Genomic DNA, 15,570 nt, shown 5'->3' with positions numbered 1-15,570 from the left:
GAACAAGGATCAATCAATGTCAACGCGTGCTGATGCTATCGAAAATGTAACCCGGTATTTTGAAGATGGGCAGTTTATCGACGAACTGCGTCGAATGGTCGAACAGAAAACCGAAAGCCAGAAGCCCGATAATCTCGAAGCGCTTTATGGGTATCTTACCGATGTGATTGTGCCGATGGTGCGCGATATGGGGTTTGAAACCCGCATCATCGATAATCCCAAGCCCGGTTTCGGACCGTTCCTGTTTGCCGAACGACACGAAGGTGATGACCTGCAGACTGTTCTGACATACGGGCATGGCGATGTGATCCTCGCACAGGAAGGCGAATGGCGCGAAGGCCTTGAACCTTTCAAGCTGGTGATCGAAGGTGATCGGATTTACGGGCGCGGTACGGCGGATAACAAAGTGCAGCATTGCATCAATCTGGCGGCCCTGCGGTCGGTCATTCAGACACGTGGTGCATTGGGCTTTAACTGCAAGGTCATCATTGAGATGGGCGAAGAGGCGGGGTCGCCCGGCCTTGCCGAACTGTTTACCAATTATCGCGATCTGTTTGCCGCCGATGTCCTGATTGCATCGGACGGTCCGCGCCTGAGTGCCGAACGCCCGACCATGTTCATGGGGTCACGCGGGGCGATCAATTTTGCGCTGTCGCTTAAATATCGTGAAGGCGGCCACCATTCCGGGAACTGGGGCGGTTTGCTGAAAGACCCGATGATTGTTCTTTCGCATGCGATTGCATCCATCGTTGATCGTCGAGGACAGATTCAGGTACCGGAATGGCGTCCTGACAGCCTGAATGACGAAGTCCGGGAAGCCCTAAAGGATTGCGCAATCACCCAACCCGAAACCGGGCCGACAATCAACCCTGACTGGGGCGAGGAAAGCCTGTCACTGGCGGAAAAGGTTTATGGCTGGAACAGCTTTGCGGTACTTGCGGCAAAGGCCGGAAACCCTGAAAAACCGGTCAACGCCATCGCGCCTGAAGCTATTGCGCATTGCCAGTTGCGTTATGTGGTCGGCACGGATGCGGATGACATTCTGCCGGCTTTGCGCCGCCACCTTGATAAACATGGCTTTACGGATGTTGAAATCATTCCCTCGGCCAAGGGGTTCTTCCGGGCAACCCGGCTTGACCCGTCCCATCCGTGGGTCACGCGTGTACGCGATTCAATCATCAAGACCACCGGAACCAAACCGGCAATCCTGCCCAATCTTGGCGGGTCGCTGCCCAATGATACATTTGCCTATATCCTTGATCTGCCAACCGTCTGGGTGCCGCATTCCTATGCATCATGCTCTCAGCATGCGCCCAACGAACACATCCTGCAAAGCCTCAGCCGACAGGCCCTGCAAATGATGGCCGGTGTGTTCTGGGATATCGGCGACGCCGCCTGACCATCGCAAGCCATCCGAAAATTCGGGCGCCAGAAACCATGACAGGATCATGGCTGGCGCCTTTTTATATGAGGCGGAGTCTTCCGCGTTCCAGTTTCCGGCAATAACAAATGCACTATTTTGCGACGCAATAACGCAGTCGGATCAATCACAGGTTTTGCGCCTGTTGGCGGCTTTGCTGTACTGCAACGTTACAGGAGGCGCTTGACTTCGACCTGTAACGTTGCAGTAATCAACTGCCAAATCAAAAAAGCCAACAGGGAGGAAACAGCATGTTTCTTGGCAAAATGACATGTGCCGGGATCGGTATGATCGCGGCATTCGGGCTTTCAACCAGCATCGCATCGGCACAGCAAAGTGTGGAAGTCCTGCATTGGTGGACGGCGGGCGGCGAAGCGAAGGCGCTTCAGGTTCTTAAAAAGGATCTCGAAGATCAGGGTGTTTCGTGGAACGACATGCCGGTTGCTGGTGGTGGTGGCGAACAGGCCATGACCGTGCTGCGCGCACGCGTTACATCGGGCAATGCACCGACCGCGGTTCAGATGCTTGGTTTTGATATCAAGGATTGGGCGGGCGAGGGTGTTCTGGGCAATCTTGACGATCTGGCCTCAAAGGAAGGCTGGGAAGAAGTTGTTCCCGATGCCTTAAAAGAGTTTTCGAAATATGACGGTCACTGGATCGCGGCCCCGGTCAACGTCCATTCAACCAACTGGGTCTGGGCCAACAAGGCGATCTTTGATGAGCTTGGCCTGAAGCAGCCGACCAACTGGGACGAATTGATTGCGGCGCTCGATAAAATCAAGGATGCCGGTTACACCGCGGTCGCCCACGGTGGACAGGCATGGCAGGACGCGACGATCTTTGATGCGGTCGTCATGGCAACCGGCGGGCCGGAATTCTATCAGGCATCCATGATCGATACCGATCCGGACGCGCTGGGGTCGGACACGATGAAAACCGTGTTTGATCGCATGGCGCAACTGCGCACCTATGTTGATGACAATTTCTCGGGCCGGGACTGGAACCTTGCGACCGCGATGGTGATCAACAAGGAAGCCGGGGTGCAGTTCATGGGCGACTGGGCCAAGGGCGAGTTTCTGAATGCCGGCAAGGTGCCCGACACTGATTTCATGTGCTTCCGTTTCCCCGGAACACAGGATGCAGTGACGTTCAACTCTGACCAGTTCGTGATGTTCCAGGTTGGCGAAGACCGTCAGGACGCGCAGATGAAACTGGCATCAGCCGTGATGTCGCCAAGCTTCCAGTCGGCATTCAACGTGGTCAAGGGATCGGTCCCGGCGCGCACCGATGTGCCCAATGACGACTTTGATGCCTGTGGCAAAAAAGGCATGGCCGAACTTGCTGCTGCCAATGAAAAGGGCACACTGTTCGGGTCGATGGCGCATGGCCATTCGGTTCCGGCCGGGGTCAAAAACGCGATGTATGACGTGATTACCGCGCATTTTAACGGCGAATATGACAGTGCGGCCGCTGTCGAGGAACTCGTCAACGCGGTTGAATCCGCTCAATAAGACCAAAAACGAAACCGGCGGCCGGATAGCATCCCGGCCGCCGGACAAAGTGCGGAGCATCACCCATGCAATCATCCTTGCCCGGCAAGGCACAGGCAACCCTGCGGGAGGTTCTGCCCCGTCTGGTGCTGAGCCCCAGCCTGTTTCTGATCCTTTTATTCGTTTACGGATTTATCATTTACACCGGCTATCTGTCGCTGACCGACAGCCGGATGCTGCCCTCCTACGAGCTTGAGGGATTTGGCAACTATGCCAATCTGTGGGGGCAGCGAAACTGGCTGATTGCCCTGCAAAACCTTGCGATTTTCGGTATTCTTTACATTGCGATCTGTTCGGTGCTGGGGCTGGTTCTGGCGATCCTGCTGGATCAGAAAATTCGCGGCGAAGGCGTTTTGCGCCCGATCTATCTGTATCCGATGGCGCTGTCCTTCATTGTCACCGGCACGGCATGGAAATGGTTTCTTGATCCGGGGCTTGGTCTTGAAAACACCATGCATCTTTGGGGGTGGGAAAGCTTTACCTTCAACTGGATCAAGGATCGCGACATGGCGATCTATACCGTGGTGATTGCGGCGGTCTGGCAATCGTCGGGTTTTGTCATGGCGATGTTTCTGGCGGGTTTGCGCGGGATTGACACTGAAATCCTCAAGGCCGCCCAGATGGATGGTGCCAGCCGATGGAGCCTCTATACCCGTATCGTCATTCCGCAATTACGCCCGGTGTTCCTGTCGGCCTTTGTGGTTCTGGCCCATCTGGCGATCAAGGCCTATGACCTTGTCATTGCGCTGACCAATGGCGGGCCGGGGCGGGCGACCGAGCTGCCCGCGACGTTCATGTATTCCTATACCTTCACGCGAAACCAGATGGGAGTTGGGGCATCGTCGGCGGTGATCATGCTGGCGATGATTGCCTCGATCATTGTGCCCTATCTTTATTCCGAACTTCGGGAGCGCCGCTGATGTCGCGTTCAACACAATCCTCCTTTGGCACCGGAAAGCTGTTGCGGGCGGCCCTTTATGCGGTCCTGATCCTGTTTGCGGTTTATTACCTGCTGCCGCTATTCGTGATGCTGGTCAATTCGGTTAAGACGCTTGATGAAATCCGGGGCGGAAACATGATGTCGTTCCCCGAAATGTTCACCTTCGAGCCTTGGCTTACCGCGTGGTCACAGGCCCAGATCGGGGTCGAGCCGACGGGACTTAAACCCTATTTCATCAACAGCATCATGATGGTTGTACCGGCGGTCGCCATCTCGACCGGGCTTGGGGCGCTGAATGGGTATGTTCTGACCAAATGGCGGTTTCCGGGGGACAAGATCATTTTCGGGCTGATGCTGTTTGCCTGTTTTATCCCGTTTCAGATCGTCCTGATCCCGATGGCACGCGTGCTGGGCATGATTGGTCTGGCAGGCACGACCGGCGGGCTGGTTCTGGTGCATGTGGTTTACGGTCTTGGCTTTACCACGCTGTTTTTCCGTAACTATTACGCGGCGTTCCCAGACGAGCTGATCAAGGCGGCAAAGATGGACGGGGCCGGGTTCTGGCGGACCTTTACCCGTATTCTTCTGCCCAGTTCCGGGCCGATCATTGTGGTGACTGTGATCTGGCAATTTACCAATATCTGGAATGATTTCCTGTTCGGGGCGTCATTTGCCGATTTTGATTCGATGCCGATGACGGTTGCGCTCAACAACCTCGTTTCATCCTCGACCGGGGTCAAGGAATACAATGTGCACTTTGCCGGTGCGGTTCTTGCCGCCCTTCCGACACTGATCGTTTACATCGTTTCCGGGCGCTATTTCGTGCGCGGACTGATGGCCGGTGCGGTCAAGGGTTAGCTCATAAAAAGACTTACAGGGAAGTTATCATGTCCTTTCTGCAAATCGACAAGGTGTGCAAAAGTTTCGGTCCGATCAAGGTTCTGCGCGATATTACGCTTGATGTTGAAGAAGGCGGTTTTCTGGTGCTTGTCGGGCCGTCGGGCTGTGGCAAATCGACTTTGCTTAATACCATTGCCGGGCTGGAAAAGCTGACGACCGGGGAAATCCGCATTGCAGGCAATGTCATTGATGATCTGCCGCCGTCGGAGCGCAATATCGCGATGGTGTTTCAAAGCTATGCGCTTTATCCCAACATGAATGTCGGGCAGAACATCGCGTTTGGCCTTGAAATGCGCGGCATGCCAAAGGATGAGCGCGCCGCCAAGGTCGCCGAGGTCGCCAAGACGCTTCAGATCGAACATCTTCTGGATCGCAAGCCCGGCCAGCTTTCGGGCGGGCAGCGCCAGCGCGTTGCGATGGGCCGTGCGCTTGTGCGCAATCCGCAGCTTTTCCTGTTTGATGAACCGTTATCAAACCTTGATGCCAAGCTGCGCGTCGATATGCGCACCGAAATCAAACGCATGCATCAGACATTCGGCACCACGATTGTCTATGTCACCCATGACCAGATCGAAGCCATGACGCTGGGCACGCGGATCGCGGTCCTGAAGGACGGTATTGTTCAGCAATACGGCACCCCGGCCGAGATTTATAACGATCCGGCCAACCTGTTTGTTGCCGATTTCATGGGATCGCCCGCGATGAACCTGATCCCGGCGACGGTGCGGGGCAGTGCGGTTGAAATGGCGCGGGCGGGCGAAGAGCCGCTGATGCTTGAATTTCAACAACTGCCCGCGGATGTCCGGGCGCGGGACGGGCAGGAAGTCATTGTCGGCATCCGGCCCGAGGCGATCACCGATGCCGATAACCGGGCACTGGTGCGCGACGGGCAGCAGGCGGTCAGTGCATCGTGCCGGATTGATGTGGTTGAACCGGCCGGGGCGGATATTTTTGCCATCACGTCGCTGGGCGGCAAGGAGGTGGTGACCCGCCTGCATCAGGACTGGAGCGGGCAGGCCAACAGCCATGCCGAACTTGTGTTCAACCTTGAAAAAGTTGTGTTTTTTGACCCCGAAAGCGGCGTAAGACTGCGCTAGGTCCTGACCTTGGAATACCCCACGGAGGCTTTGACAACTGTCTGATCACGATCTTGCCGGGAAGGTTGAGCGCCCCGCCGCCCAAACCCGGCCGACCCTTAAAACCATTGCGGAAATGACCGGTCTTGGTGTGACGACGGTGTCGCGCGCGCTTAAGGATGCGCATGATATCAGTGCGAAAACCAAGCTGCGCGTGCGCAAGGTGGCAGATGCCATCGGCTATCACCCGGACCGGGCCGGGGTGCGTTTGCGGACGGGAAAAACCAATGTTATCAGCCTGATCCTTGATCAGACCGACAAGGTGCCGGAATTTGCCAGACGGCTGATTGTCGGCATTTCCGATGTCATTCGCGGTACGCCCTATCACCTTGTTGTAACACCACAATCACGTGCCGATGACCCGATGGACCCGGTGCGATATGTGCTTAATACCCGGGCTGCCGACGGGGTGATCATCACCCATATCAGGCCCGATGATGAACGGGTGCAGGCCCTGAGCCAAAGCGGACTGCCGTTTGTGGCGCATGGCCGGTGTCTTTCGGCACCGGGTCATGCCTATCACGATTTTGATAACCGGGCGTTTTGCGAGATGGCGGCAAGGCGTCTGATTGCGCGGGGGCGCAGGCGGCTGGCGCTGCTTTCGCCGCCGTCGGAATTTTCATATTATCAGGAAACGCTGGCCGGGCTTGCCGCGGTGGCGGAGGCAGAAGCTGTGCCTTTTCAGGTGCTTGGCGGGATAGACCTTGATAGCAGCAGCGAGGTTTTGCGCCAGGCCGGCATGGCATTGCGTTATCAGGATTATGTGCCCGACGGGGTGATTTGCGGCAGCGAGCTGTGTGCGATGGCGCTGATTGACGGGATGATCCAGTCGGGGATGGATGTCGGGCGGGACATCGATGTGATCGCCAAGGAAACGTCGGATTTGCTGAACTTTACCCGGCCCCGGATCGACAGTTTGCGGGAGGATCTGATCGTGGCGGGGCAGCAATTGGCGACCCATCTGCTGGACATGATCGAGGGGCGGGAAGGGGCAAATCTGCAATCGCTGAGCGCGCCGATCCCGGTCTGGCGCAACGATATTTAAGCGGCCGATTTCCCGGACTTATTATTCATTTAAAGTGAAAAATAAGATCGATTATTCATTTTTGGTTGTTAATCGCTTTTCGGGCGTGAATCATCGGCCCGGCAAAGCGTAAAAACAGCGTTTTTATTTGTATGAGGAATTGATTTTCAAAACCGGCATTTCAGGCAGGTTTTCAGCCCCAACCTGCCAGATAAATCCCGGAAATCCGCCATTAATATTATTTGTATGAGGATTTATTCAGGGTGCTTTGCGGGCAGGGCATGTAGCGTGGGGCAGAGTTACCTTTTTTGGTGGGTTGAGGTGTTGTTGGTGGCCCGAGATCAGGCAGACAAAGATGGGGGCGAGCGGGCGGGGGCGACAAGTGTGTTGCGCACCTGTGAATGCTGTTTAACGCGGTCGCGTGCGTATGGCCTGCATCTTTGCCCCGAGATAGATCGTTGCAGCGAGTGCGGGCAAGGTTATCGAGGTGTCTTGCCCGCCCCGGTGATCCGCGCGGCGATAGGGGCGCGCGGACGAATAGGTCAGCCGTCAGCCGAAATCCAGTTGTACTTTCATGGATTGGCTGCGATCAGAGGCAAGGTCGAAGGCGGTTTTGGCGTCCCGGAAGGGCAGCACCGAGCTGATGATCGGTGAAACGTCAATGACCTTGCGGTCAATCAGTTCTGCGGCCTGGGCAAATTCCGCATCAAAGCGGAAGCTTCCGATCATTCTGACTTCTTTGGTGACGGCGAGACTGAGCGGGAGTTCGCCATTGCCGCCAAGGCCGACCGTGATGATGGTGCCGCCCGGTTTGACCGCGTCGAATGCATTGGCAAGCGCCTGCGGGCTGCCGGAGCATTCAAAGACCACATCCTGCGTGCCCTTGTTCATGCCGAGCGTTTTGAAGGCATCGGCATTGCGGGCAACATCGATGCAGCTATTGGCACCTGCCTTTGCCGCAATATCCAAGGCGGCCTTTGACAGGTCGGTCGCGGTAATCCAGTGCGCCCCGGAATGGGCGGCGGCCAGAATGGTCAGGCAGCCGATGGGACCGCAACCGGAAACGAGGACTTTTTTCCCCGACAGTGCCCCGGCCTGACGCACCGCATGCAGGCAGACGGCCAAGGGTTCGCTGCAGGCGGCGTGTTCCATATTGATGTCGGGGGACAGTTTGACCAGTTGTTCGGCGGGCAGGTTGATCTGTTGGCGGAACAGGCCCTGTTGATGGGGAAAGCGCATTGCGCTGCCAAAGAAACGCATGTCGGTGCATTGGTTGCGCATGTTCGCGCGGCAATACTGGCATTGGTTGCATGGCATGGAGGGATTGACCGCGACCTTGTCATTAACGGCAAGGCCGGTCACGTTTTGACCAACGGCAATGATCGTACCGGCGACTTCATGCCCGAGAACCATCGGTTCGCGGATTTTAACCGTGCCAAAACCGCCGTTATGATAGTAGTGCAGGTCAGAGCCGCAGATGCCGCCCTTGTCGATCTGAACGGTTATCGTGCCCGGTTCCGGTGCGCCGGGCTGGTCGATCTGATCGACACGCAGGTCATGGGGTGAATGTATGACAACAGAGTACATCTAAGATCACCTTAAAGAACGGAAATCATGCCGCCATCGGCATAGATGATCTGACCGTTCACATAGTTCGACGCATCCGAGCAGAGATAAATCGCCGTACCGATCAGCTCGTCAGGCCGGCCCCAGCGGCGTGCGGGGGTGCGTGCCTTGACCCAGGCGTCAAATTCCGGGTTGGATGTCAGCGCCGCGTTCATGTCGGTAAGCATGTAACCCGGACCAATCGCGTTGGCCTGAAGGCCGTGTTCGCCCCATTCGGCTGCCATCGCCTTGGTCAGCATTTTGATGCCGCCCTTGGCGACGGTGTAGGGGGCGACGGTGGCACGTGCCAGTTCGCTTGTCAGTGATCCGATATTGACGATTTTGCCATGCCCGCGTTTGACCATGCGTTTGGCGGCTTCGCGGCCAATCATGAAGGCGGATGTCAGATTGGTATCAATCACGCGCTGCCAGTCGGCGGTGTCGAGTTCCAGCATGGGTTTGCGGAACTGGATACCGGCATTATTGATCAATATGTCGATCTGCATACCGGACGTATCGAAGCGGTCAAAGGCGGCCCTGATTGCGGCTTCGTCGGTGACGTCAAACAGGGACATATCGACTTTCATACCCGCATCAGACATTTCCTTGCAGGCCTGCGACAGACGTTCGGAATTGGTGCCGTTCAGGATGACGGTGGCCCCGGCGGCAGCCAGACCTTCGGCAAAGGCGCGACCAAGACCGCGGGAAGAGCCGGTTATGAGGGCTGTTTTACCGGCGAGCGAGAAAAGTTCGAGAGACATGTTTCCTCCAACGGGCTTTTATTTTCAGGCTTTGCTTTCGCGGACGGTCAGGTCGCTGCGATCAAAGAAGGATTTCTGCAATTCGACACCAAGGCCGGGGCCTTCCATCGGATAGACATAGCCGTTTTCGATTTTCGGAACGGCGGTGACCAGTTCATTGTACCAACCCTTGTAGAAGGCGCGGACACTTTCCTGAATGAGGGTGTTTGGCTGGCTGAACGACATGTGAATGGCGGCGGCAAAACCAACCGGCCCGATGCAGTCATGCGGGGCAAACGGGCGATGCCATGTTTCGGCCAGGGCGGCGATTTTCTTGCCTTCGGTAAGGCCGCCGGTCCAGCACAGGTCAACCATGACCACATGGGTTGCATCACGGTCGAGCATATCCTTGTAGGGCCAGCGTGATCCCAGTGTTTCACTGGCACAGGTCCAGACATCAGTGGATGCGGCAAATTCTGCCAGAGCCTGCGGCGAGTTCATGCGGATCGGGTCTTCGTACCAGGTCGGGCTGAACTGTTCGAGTTCGCGGGCGATCTTCTTGGCGGTCGGCAGGTTCCATTGGGAATGGAATTCCACCATGATTTCCATTCTGTCGCCCACGGCCTTGCGGATTTCTTCGAAGGGACGGATCGCCTTTTTCATCTGTTCGGCGGTGATGTACTGGCCGCGTGTTTCGGCCGCCATCGGATCAAATGGCCAGATTTTCATGGCCGTGATGCCGGATTCCAGAAGGTTTTCGGCCAGTTGGGCGGGGCGGTTCATGAAACCGTCCAGATCCTCATAGGGGCCTTCCGGTTCGCCAAGGTTCCAGTTCGATACGGGTTTGATATTGTTGGTGCGGACATAGCGATAGCCGGCACAGGTGTTGTAAATCCGGATTTTATCCCAGCACAAACCGCCCAGCATCTGATGGACGGGCTGGTCGCAGACCTTGCCAAAGATATCCCAAAGGGCAATGTCGATGGCGGATGCCGCACGATATTCCGCGCCCGTCGATGATTGTGCCATCGGCAGGTTGACCATTTCCTTGTGCAGGGCTTCGATGTGAAGGGGGTTCTGCCCGATCAGGCGTCCGGCCAGCGTGTCGTGAATGTGTGCTTCGACAGCACCGGCACCATAGAAGGTTTCGCCAAGGCCGGTAATGCCCGCATCCGTTTCGACATGGACCCACAGGACATTGGCAAATTCGTCTACGCGGTAGGTTTTGATTGCTGTGATCTTCATTTTCTTATCCGAATTCAGATTAATTGAGTATTTCCGGGAGCCATAGCGCGATGGACGGGAAGGTGAGCATCAGCGCCAGGAAGGCGATCTGAATGAGCATGAAAGGCCAGAGAGACGCGAAAATCGTCTGAAGGGTGATTTCCGGCGGGGCGACGCTTTTGAGATAGAAAGCAGCCGGACCAAAAGGCGGCGAGAGGAATGCCACCTGCATGGTCAGCGAGAAAAGCACCCCGAACCATACCGGGTCATAGCCAAGCTGGGTGACGATCGGCACAAAGATCGGAATGGTCAGAAGCAGGATGCCGATCCAGTCCATGAACAGCCCGAGTACGATGAAGATCGCCATCATCAGCATGATCGTGACAACAGGTGCGATATCCAGACCGGTGATCATGCCGGTGACAAAGCGCTGGCCGCCCGAAAGATTGTAAATGGCAATCAGCGATGCCGCGCCAAACGTCACCCACAGGATAATCCCGCAGGATTGCAGGGTGCGTGTCAGGGCCTGCCACAGCATGGTTATGTTCAGTTCGGATCGCAGGGCGATGATAAGGATGGAGACGCCAACCGCGATGCCCGCGGCCTCGGTAATGGAGGTCACCCCACCGTAGATGCAGCCAAAAACGATGCCGATCAGGACAAGTAGTGGCAGAACGCCGCGTAAGAAATCCTGTTTTGTGAAGGGCTCGGTTTTTTCCGGTGCCTTTGGGGTCAGGGCCGGATTAAGCGTGCAGCGAATATAGATATAGGCAAAGTACGCAAAGGCGAGCGCGAAGCCCGGTACGAAGGACGCCAGAAAGAGCTTTTGCACCGAGACATCGGCGGTCAGGCCGTAAATGATCAGGACAATCGAAGGCGGCACCATTGTCCCGAGTGACCCGCCCGCGCAGATGATCCCGATGGAGAGTTTCCGGTCATATTGCAGGCGCATCATCTGTGGCAGGGCAATCAGACCAAGCAGAACGATTTCGCCGCCGATGATGCCGCTTATGGCGGCCATGAAAACGGAAATGATCAGGGTTACGGTCGCAACGCCGCCCTTCAGATTCCCGAAAACCTTGAACAGGGCATCGTAAAGATCCTGTGCCAGCCGGGAGCGTTCCAGCAGGGTTGCCATCAGAATGAAAAGCGGTACGGACAGCAGCGAATATTCGGTCGCAAGCCCGTAAACCGTTTTGTGGGCAAGTGCGATGACCGCCGGACCGAATTTAAGATAGCTGACAAGGACGGCAAGCGACCCGGCGGCGAAAGCCAGCGGAACACCCAGCGCCATCAGGGCAAAGACGCCACCGACGAGGATAATGGAAATGAGTTCAATCGACACGGTTGTCCTCCGTGACTGATTCTGCGGTGTCTGCGGGGATGCCACGGAACCTTTTGACGCAGTTGATGATCCCGTAGAGCGCCATCAAACCGGTTGTCAGAACAATGAGCGGCTTTACCGTTGCCGGGATCGGCGGGTTCCACGCCGTGCCAAACGGTTCCCAATTCATCAGGGATTGCCACGAACTGGGCGCGCCGAACCATGCAATGCCCAGACAGAATGTCAGGCAGCAGGCCAGCGTGATGAGATCGAATATGCGCTGGAGCCATGCGGGGCTTGCGTCATAGAGGACGGTAATTCTGAGATGCTGGTCTCTTTGCATGGCATAGAGGCCCGCAGCCAGAAACAGGATTGCCGAGAGCCACAAGGCCAGTTCATTGGCCCAGATTGTCGGGGTTCTGAATATGTAGCGTGCGATGACTTCGTAAAAAGTCACCCCGACAATGATCAAAAGAAGTAGGGAAAATAGTGCGACGACGAATTGAAAGCTGCGCACGCGTTTCGGGGTTGCCTGCATCGCGGACCTCCAGAAAAGCCCCCGGGGGAAACCCCCGAGGATCAGAATGACGGACTTGCTGGTTAGTCGAGGATGCCGTTTTTCTTCATGTAGGCGATATGTGCGTCATAGGCCGCCTTGGCTTCGGGGCTCCGCGTTGCCCAGTCGGCCCATACGTCCTGTGCCGCCTTGCGGAATGCCAGACGGTCTTCGTTGCTCCAGTCTTCAAGGGTGACGCCGGCCTCGGTCAGTTCCTTGGCGGCTTCCTGATCAAGCTTGTTTGATTCTGCGATGACTTCCGGGGCAATCGTTGCAATGGCGTCCTGCATTGCCTTTTGCTGGGTGTCGTTCAGCGCATTCCATTTTTCCAGATTAATCGCGATATGTTCGATCGGCATGGAATGGAAGCCCGGATAGGTCGCGTATTTGGCGATGTCATAGAGGCCGAGTTTCTTGTTCACGGCGAGTGTGGAGGCATCGGCCCCCGAAACCGTGCCGGTGGACATGGCGGTGAACACTTCGCCAAACGGCATCACAACCGGGCCTGCGCCAAGTTTCTGGAAAATTTCGGATTCCATGCCCGGAGGCGAGCGGAATTTCCAGCCCTTAAGATCATTGATCCCGGCAAGCGGGGTGGTTGAGCTTAATGACTCGGGGGTTGCGATGAACACACCGACAAGATGCATGTTGAATTTGTGATACAGCTCGTTTGCGAGGTCGAGACCGCCATCCTTGTACCAGCCAAGAAGCTGTTCCGGGGTGCTGTAGCCGCCCATGATGTCGCCATAGAACTGGAAGGCAGGGTTTTTGCCGGTGATATAGCCCGCACCGGTTGCGTCACCGTCAATGATGCCCATGCTGGATGCTTCGAAGGCCTCGTTCGAATTGACGACCGACGAACTGGTGTGCATTTCGATCTGCACCGTGCCATCGGAATATTCTTTGACAAGGTCGGCAAACCGCAACAGTGCCTTGCCCTGCAATGACGAGGCGTTGTGATGTGTCTGGAATTGCAGCGGGGTCGGGTCGGCCGCGAAGGCCTGTGAGGTGGTGAAGGTCAGAAAGCCGGTGGCGGCCAAGGCGGTTAATGTTTTTGTTAGTTTTTTCATGTCGTTGGTTCCTCCCTTATGTGACATGTTGTGATATTTCACGAAACATCAGTAACATGTATCAAGCGGGAACTTCAACAGGTTTTACTTTTCCATCCATGGGAATGTGTATATATGGTATTGAATAAAAACAAATATATTGTGACTTTTTATGAAATTACAGAGAGAAATAATGGCACCGAAACAGAAAGATAAGGCCATTTCAGGCGATTCTTCCGAGCCGGGAAAAACGGGATCGGGCGGGGGCAAAAACTTAAACGAGCTTGCCTATAACAAGCTTGAAGAACTTATCGTGACCTGTGAATTGAAGCCGGGCAGTTATCTGCGCATACAGGATTTGCAAACCGCAACCGGTATCAGCCGCACGCCGGTTCATCAGGCGGTCACGCGCCTGTCAGCCGATACCCTTATGATCATTCAGCCCCGCCAGGGCATCCAGATTGCGCCGATTGACCTGACGCGCACCCATTTGCTGTTGCGGCTGCGCCGCGATATGGAAAGGTTTGTCGTGTCGCTGGCGAGTGCGCGGGCGAGTACGTCGCACAGAAGTCAGATGCGCCACCTGATCGGGCTTTTGACCACGCATCGCGACAAGATGACGATTGTCGAGTTCAACGAATTTGACCGCCGGATTGATCAGATGATGCTGGCGGCCTGCGGCGAGCCGTTTCTTGAATATACCTTGCGTCCCCTGCATACGATTTTCCGCCGTCTGGGGTGGATTTATCATACGCAGACGGATGATGGGGTGTCGCTTGACGTGACCATCGACAGCCATCTGGATGTTCTGAATGCGGTTGTCGAGGGCAAAAAGGATGAGGCACTGGTTGCGTCGGACAAGCTGATCGAGTTTGTGGATGCGATGTTCCCGGTTCTTGAAAGCAGTATCGCGCCGAGCATTTTTGACGTGACGCAGGACTTTGATCCATTTTGAGATAGGGGCCGGAGGGCCAATAGGGTTTTGCGATTTTCCTGTTGAAATTTTGTGAAATATCAGAAAATATCAAGCCGCAAAAATAATAACCATATGTGGGAGGATTTCGTGAAGGTCGTGTTCCATGGGGCGAATGCCTCGACTTTTCATCCCGGTTTTGCCGAATTGCTTGATACGGCGCATGAGCTTGTTCTGTTGCCCGATCATCTTGGCAGTGAGGCGGATCGCGAAGCCTATGCCACGGCGGATGTCATTATCGGTATCAGGTTTGATGACAGTTTTCCAACGCCGCGTAACCTGAAACTTTATCAGGTGCCGGGTGCGGGCTATGACGGCATCCGAGTTTCGGACCTGCCGGTGGATGCCGATCTTTGCAATTGTTTCGGGCATGAGATCGCGATTGCGGAATATGCGATGTGTGCGTTGCTGTCGCGTCATGTTCCGCTTGGCGATGCCGACGCGCGTTTGCGCAAAGGGGACTGGAAATACTGGGCGGGTGGCCCATCTGGCATGAGAACGGAGCTTGGCAATACCACAATCGGTATTCTGGGTTACGGGCATATCGGCAAGGCGATTGCTCAACGCGCCAAGGCGTTTGGCATGAATGTGCATGTTGCCAATCGTTCCCGCCCTGAGGATCAGAGCCAGATCGATGCGTTTCATGCCATTGATGATTTCAGGGAAATGCTGGCGCATGTGGATGTTGTCGTGAATACGCTGCCGCTGGCGGCCAACACGACCGGCCTTGTCGATGGCAAGGCGTTTGCCAACATGAAGCCGACTGCGGTTTTCATGAATGTCGGCCGCGGTGGGGTGGTTGATGAAGAGGCGCTGTTTGGGGCATCAAAAGACGGCCTGATCGCACATGCCTTTATTGATACATGGTACCAGTATCCGGGCGGACCGGACGCGGTGACCTATCCCTCCCGCCTGCCGTTTCATGAGCTCGGCAACATTACAATGACGCCGCACATGTCGGGCTGGACCCATGGCACGATTGAACGGCGCAGAAATGTCATGGCAGATAACGTCAACCGTATCTGTCAGGGATTGGCACCAGTCAATCGGATTGCAAAATAAGGTCGTTTGACCGCATCGCCCACCGGCCGGACGGTTGATTTTCGACCGACCGGCTATCCCCGGAGCA

General features: G+C 55.9%; 14 protein-coding genes. 8 read left to right on the top strand and 6 right to left on the bottom strand.

Annotation, left to right across the window (positions count from 1 at the left end):
* The first annotated feature begins 16 nt into the window (after positions 1-16).
* The 6 genes from IT971_RS16835 to IT971_RS16810 all read left to right on the top strand — a co-directional run bounded on the left by IT971_RS16835 (position 17) and on the right by IT971_RS16810 (position 6,991).
* On the top strand, positions 17-1,399 hold the full coding sequence (locus IT971_RS16835) for a M20 family metallopeptidase (RefSeq protein WP_063095094.1): 1,383 nt from the start codon (positions 17-19) through the stop codon (positions 1,397-1,399).
* A gap of 272 nt (positions 1,400-1,671) precedes the next feature.
* Entirely contained in the window at positions 1,672-2,931 is a 1,260-nt protein-coding gene (locus IT971_RS16830) for an ABC transporter substrate-binding protein (protein ID WP_110252648.1), read from the top strand.
* A gap of 65 nt (positions 2,932-2,996) precedes the next feature.
* On the top strand, positions 2,997-3,890 hold the full coding sequence (locus IT971_RS16825) for a carbohydrate ABC transporter permease (protein WP_063095095.1): 894 nt from the start codon (positions 2,997-2,999) through the stop codon (positions 3,888-3,890).
* Positions 3,890-4,768 carry a carbohydrate ABC transporter permease gene (locus IT971_RS16820; protein WP_007089754.1) on the top strand — a complete coding sequence of 293 codons (879 nt, stop codon included), beginning with the start codon at positions 3,890-3,892 and terminating at the stop codon, positions 4,766-4,768. The genes IT971_RS16825 and IT971_RS16820 overlap by 1 nt, the downstream gene beginning before the upstream one ends.
* Before the next feature lie 29 nt (positions 4,769-4,797).
* Positions 4,798-5,907: an ABC transporter ATP-binding protein gene (locus tag IT971_RS16815; RefSeq protein ID WP_063095099.1), complete on the top strand. Its 1,110-nt coding sequence runs from the start codon at positions 4,798-4,800 to the stop codon at positions 5,905-5,907.
* Positions 5,908-5,944: 37 nt separating this feature from the next.
* Positions 5,945-6,991, top strand: coding sequence for a LacI family transcriptional regulator (locus IT971_RS16810; protein ID WP_065701675.1), 1,047 nt, complete (start codon positions 5,945-5,947; stop codon positions 6,989-6,991).
* Positions 6,992-7,519: 528 nt separating this feature from the next.
* Here the strand turns inward: IT971_RS16810 and IT971_RS16805 are convergent.
* The 6 genes from IT971_RS16805 to IT971_RS16780 form a co-directional block, all read right to left on the bottom strand.
* Complete coding sequence (locus IT971_RS16805) at positions 7,520-8,557, bottom strand: L-idonate 5-dehydrogenase (RefSeq protein WP_063095103.1); 1,038 nt, start codon at positions 8,555-8,557, stop codon at positions 7,520-7,522.
* An 11-nt stretch (positions 8,558-8,568) separates the two neighbouring features.
* Entirely contained in the window at positions 8,569-9,336 is a 768-nt protein-coding gene (locus IT971_RS16800; protein WP_063095105.1) for an SDR family oxidoreductase, read from the bottom strand.
* A 24-nt stretch (positions 9,337-9,360) separates the two neighbouring features.
* Positions 9,361-10,560, bottom strand: coding sequence for a mandelate racemase/muconate lactonizing enzyme family protein (locus IT971_RS16795; RefSeq protein WP_063095110.1), 1,200 nt, complete (start codon positions 10,558-10,560; stop codon positions 9,361-9,363).
* 19 nt (positions 10,561-10,579) lie between these two features.
* Positions 10,580-11,884, bottom strand: a complete 1,305-nt coding sequence (locus IT971_RS16790; protein WP_037992146.1) for a TRAP transporter large permease subunit — start codon at positions 11,882-11,884, stop codon at positions 10,580-10,582.
* Positions 11,874-12,401 carry a TRAP transporter small permease subunit gene (locus IT971_RS16785; RefSeq protein ID WP_063095112.1) on the bottom strand — a complete coding sequence of 176 codons (528 nt, stop codon included), beginning with the start codon at positions 12,399-12,401 and terminating at the stop codon, positions 11,874-11,876. The genes IT971_RS16790 and IT971_RS16785 overlap by 11 nt, the downstream gene beginning before the upstream one ends.
* A gap of 62 nt (positions 12,402-12,463) precedes the next feature.
* Positions 12,464-13,489, bottom strand: coding sequence for a TRAP transporter substrate-binding protein (locus IT971_RS16780; RefSeq protein ID WP_037992147.1), 1,026 nt, complete (start codon positions 13,487-13,489; stop codon positions 12,464-12,466).
* 172 nt (positions 13,490-13,661) lie between these two features.
* Here IT971_RS16780 and IT971_RS16775 point away from each other — a divergent pair, with 172 nt between their 5' ends.
* On the top strand, positions 13,662-14,423 hold the full coding sequence (locus IT971_RS16775; protein WP_063095114.1) for a GntR family transcriptional regulator: 762 nt from the start codon (positions 13,662-13,664) through the stop codon (positions 14,421-14,423).
* Positions 14,424-14,531: 108 nt separating this feature from the next.
* Positions 14,532-15,503, top strand: a complete 972-nt coding sequence (locus IT971_RS16770; RefSeq protein ID WP_196871083.1) for a 2-hydroxyacid dehydrogenase — start codon at positions 14,532-14,534, stop codon at positions 15,501-15,503.
* Positions 15,504-15,570: the final 67 nt, after the last annotated feature.

It is taken from the genome of Thalassospira sp. B30-1 (genome assembly GCF_015767575.1).
Lineage (GTDB): Bacteria > Pseudomonadota > Alphaproteobacteria > Rhodospirillales > Thalassospiraceae > Thalassospira > Thalassospira xiamenensis.
This window is presented reverse-complemented; position numbering and strand designations above follow the sequence as displayed.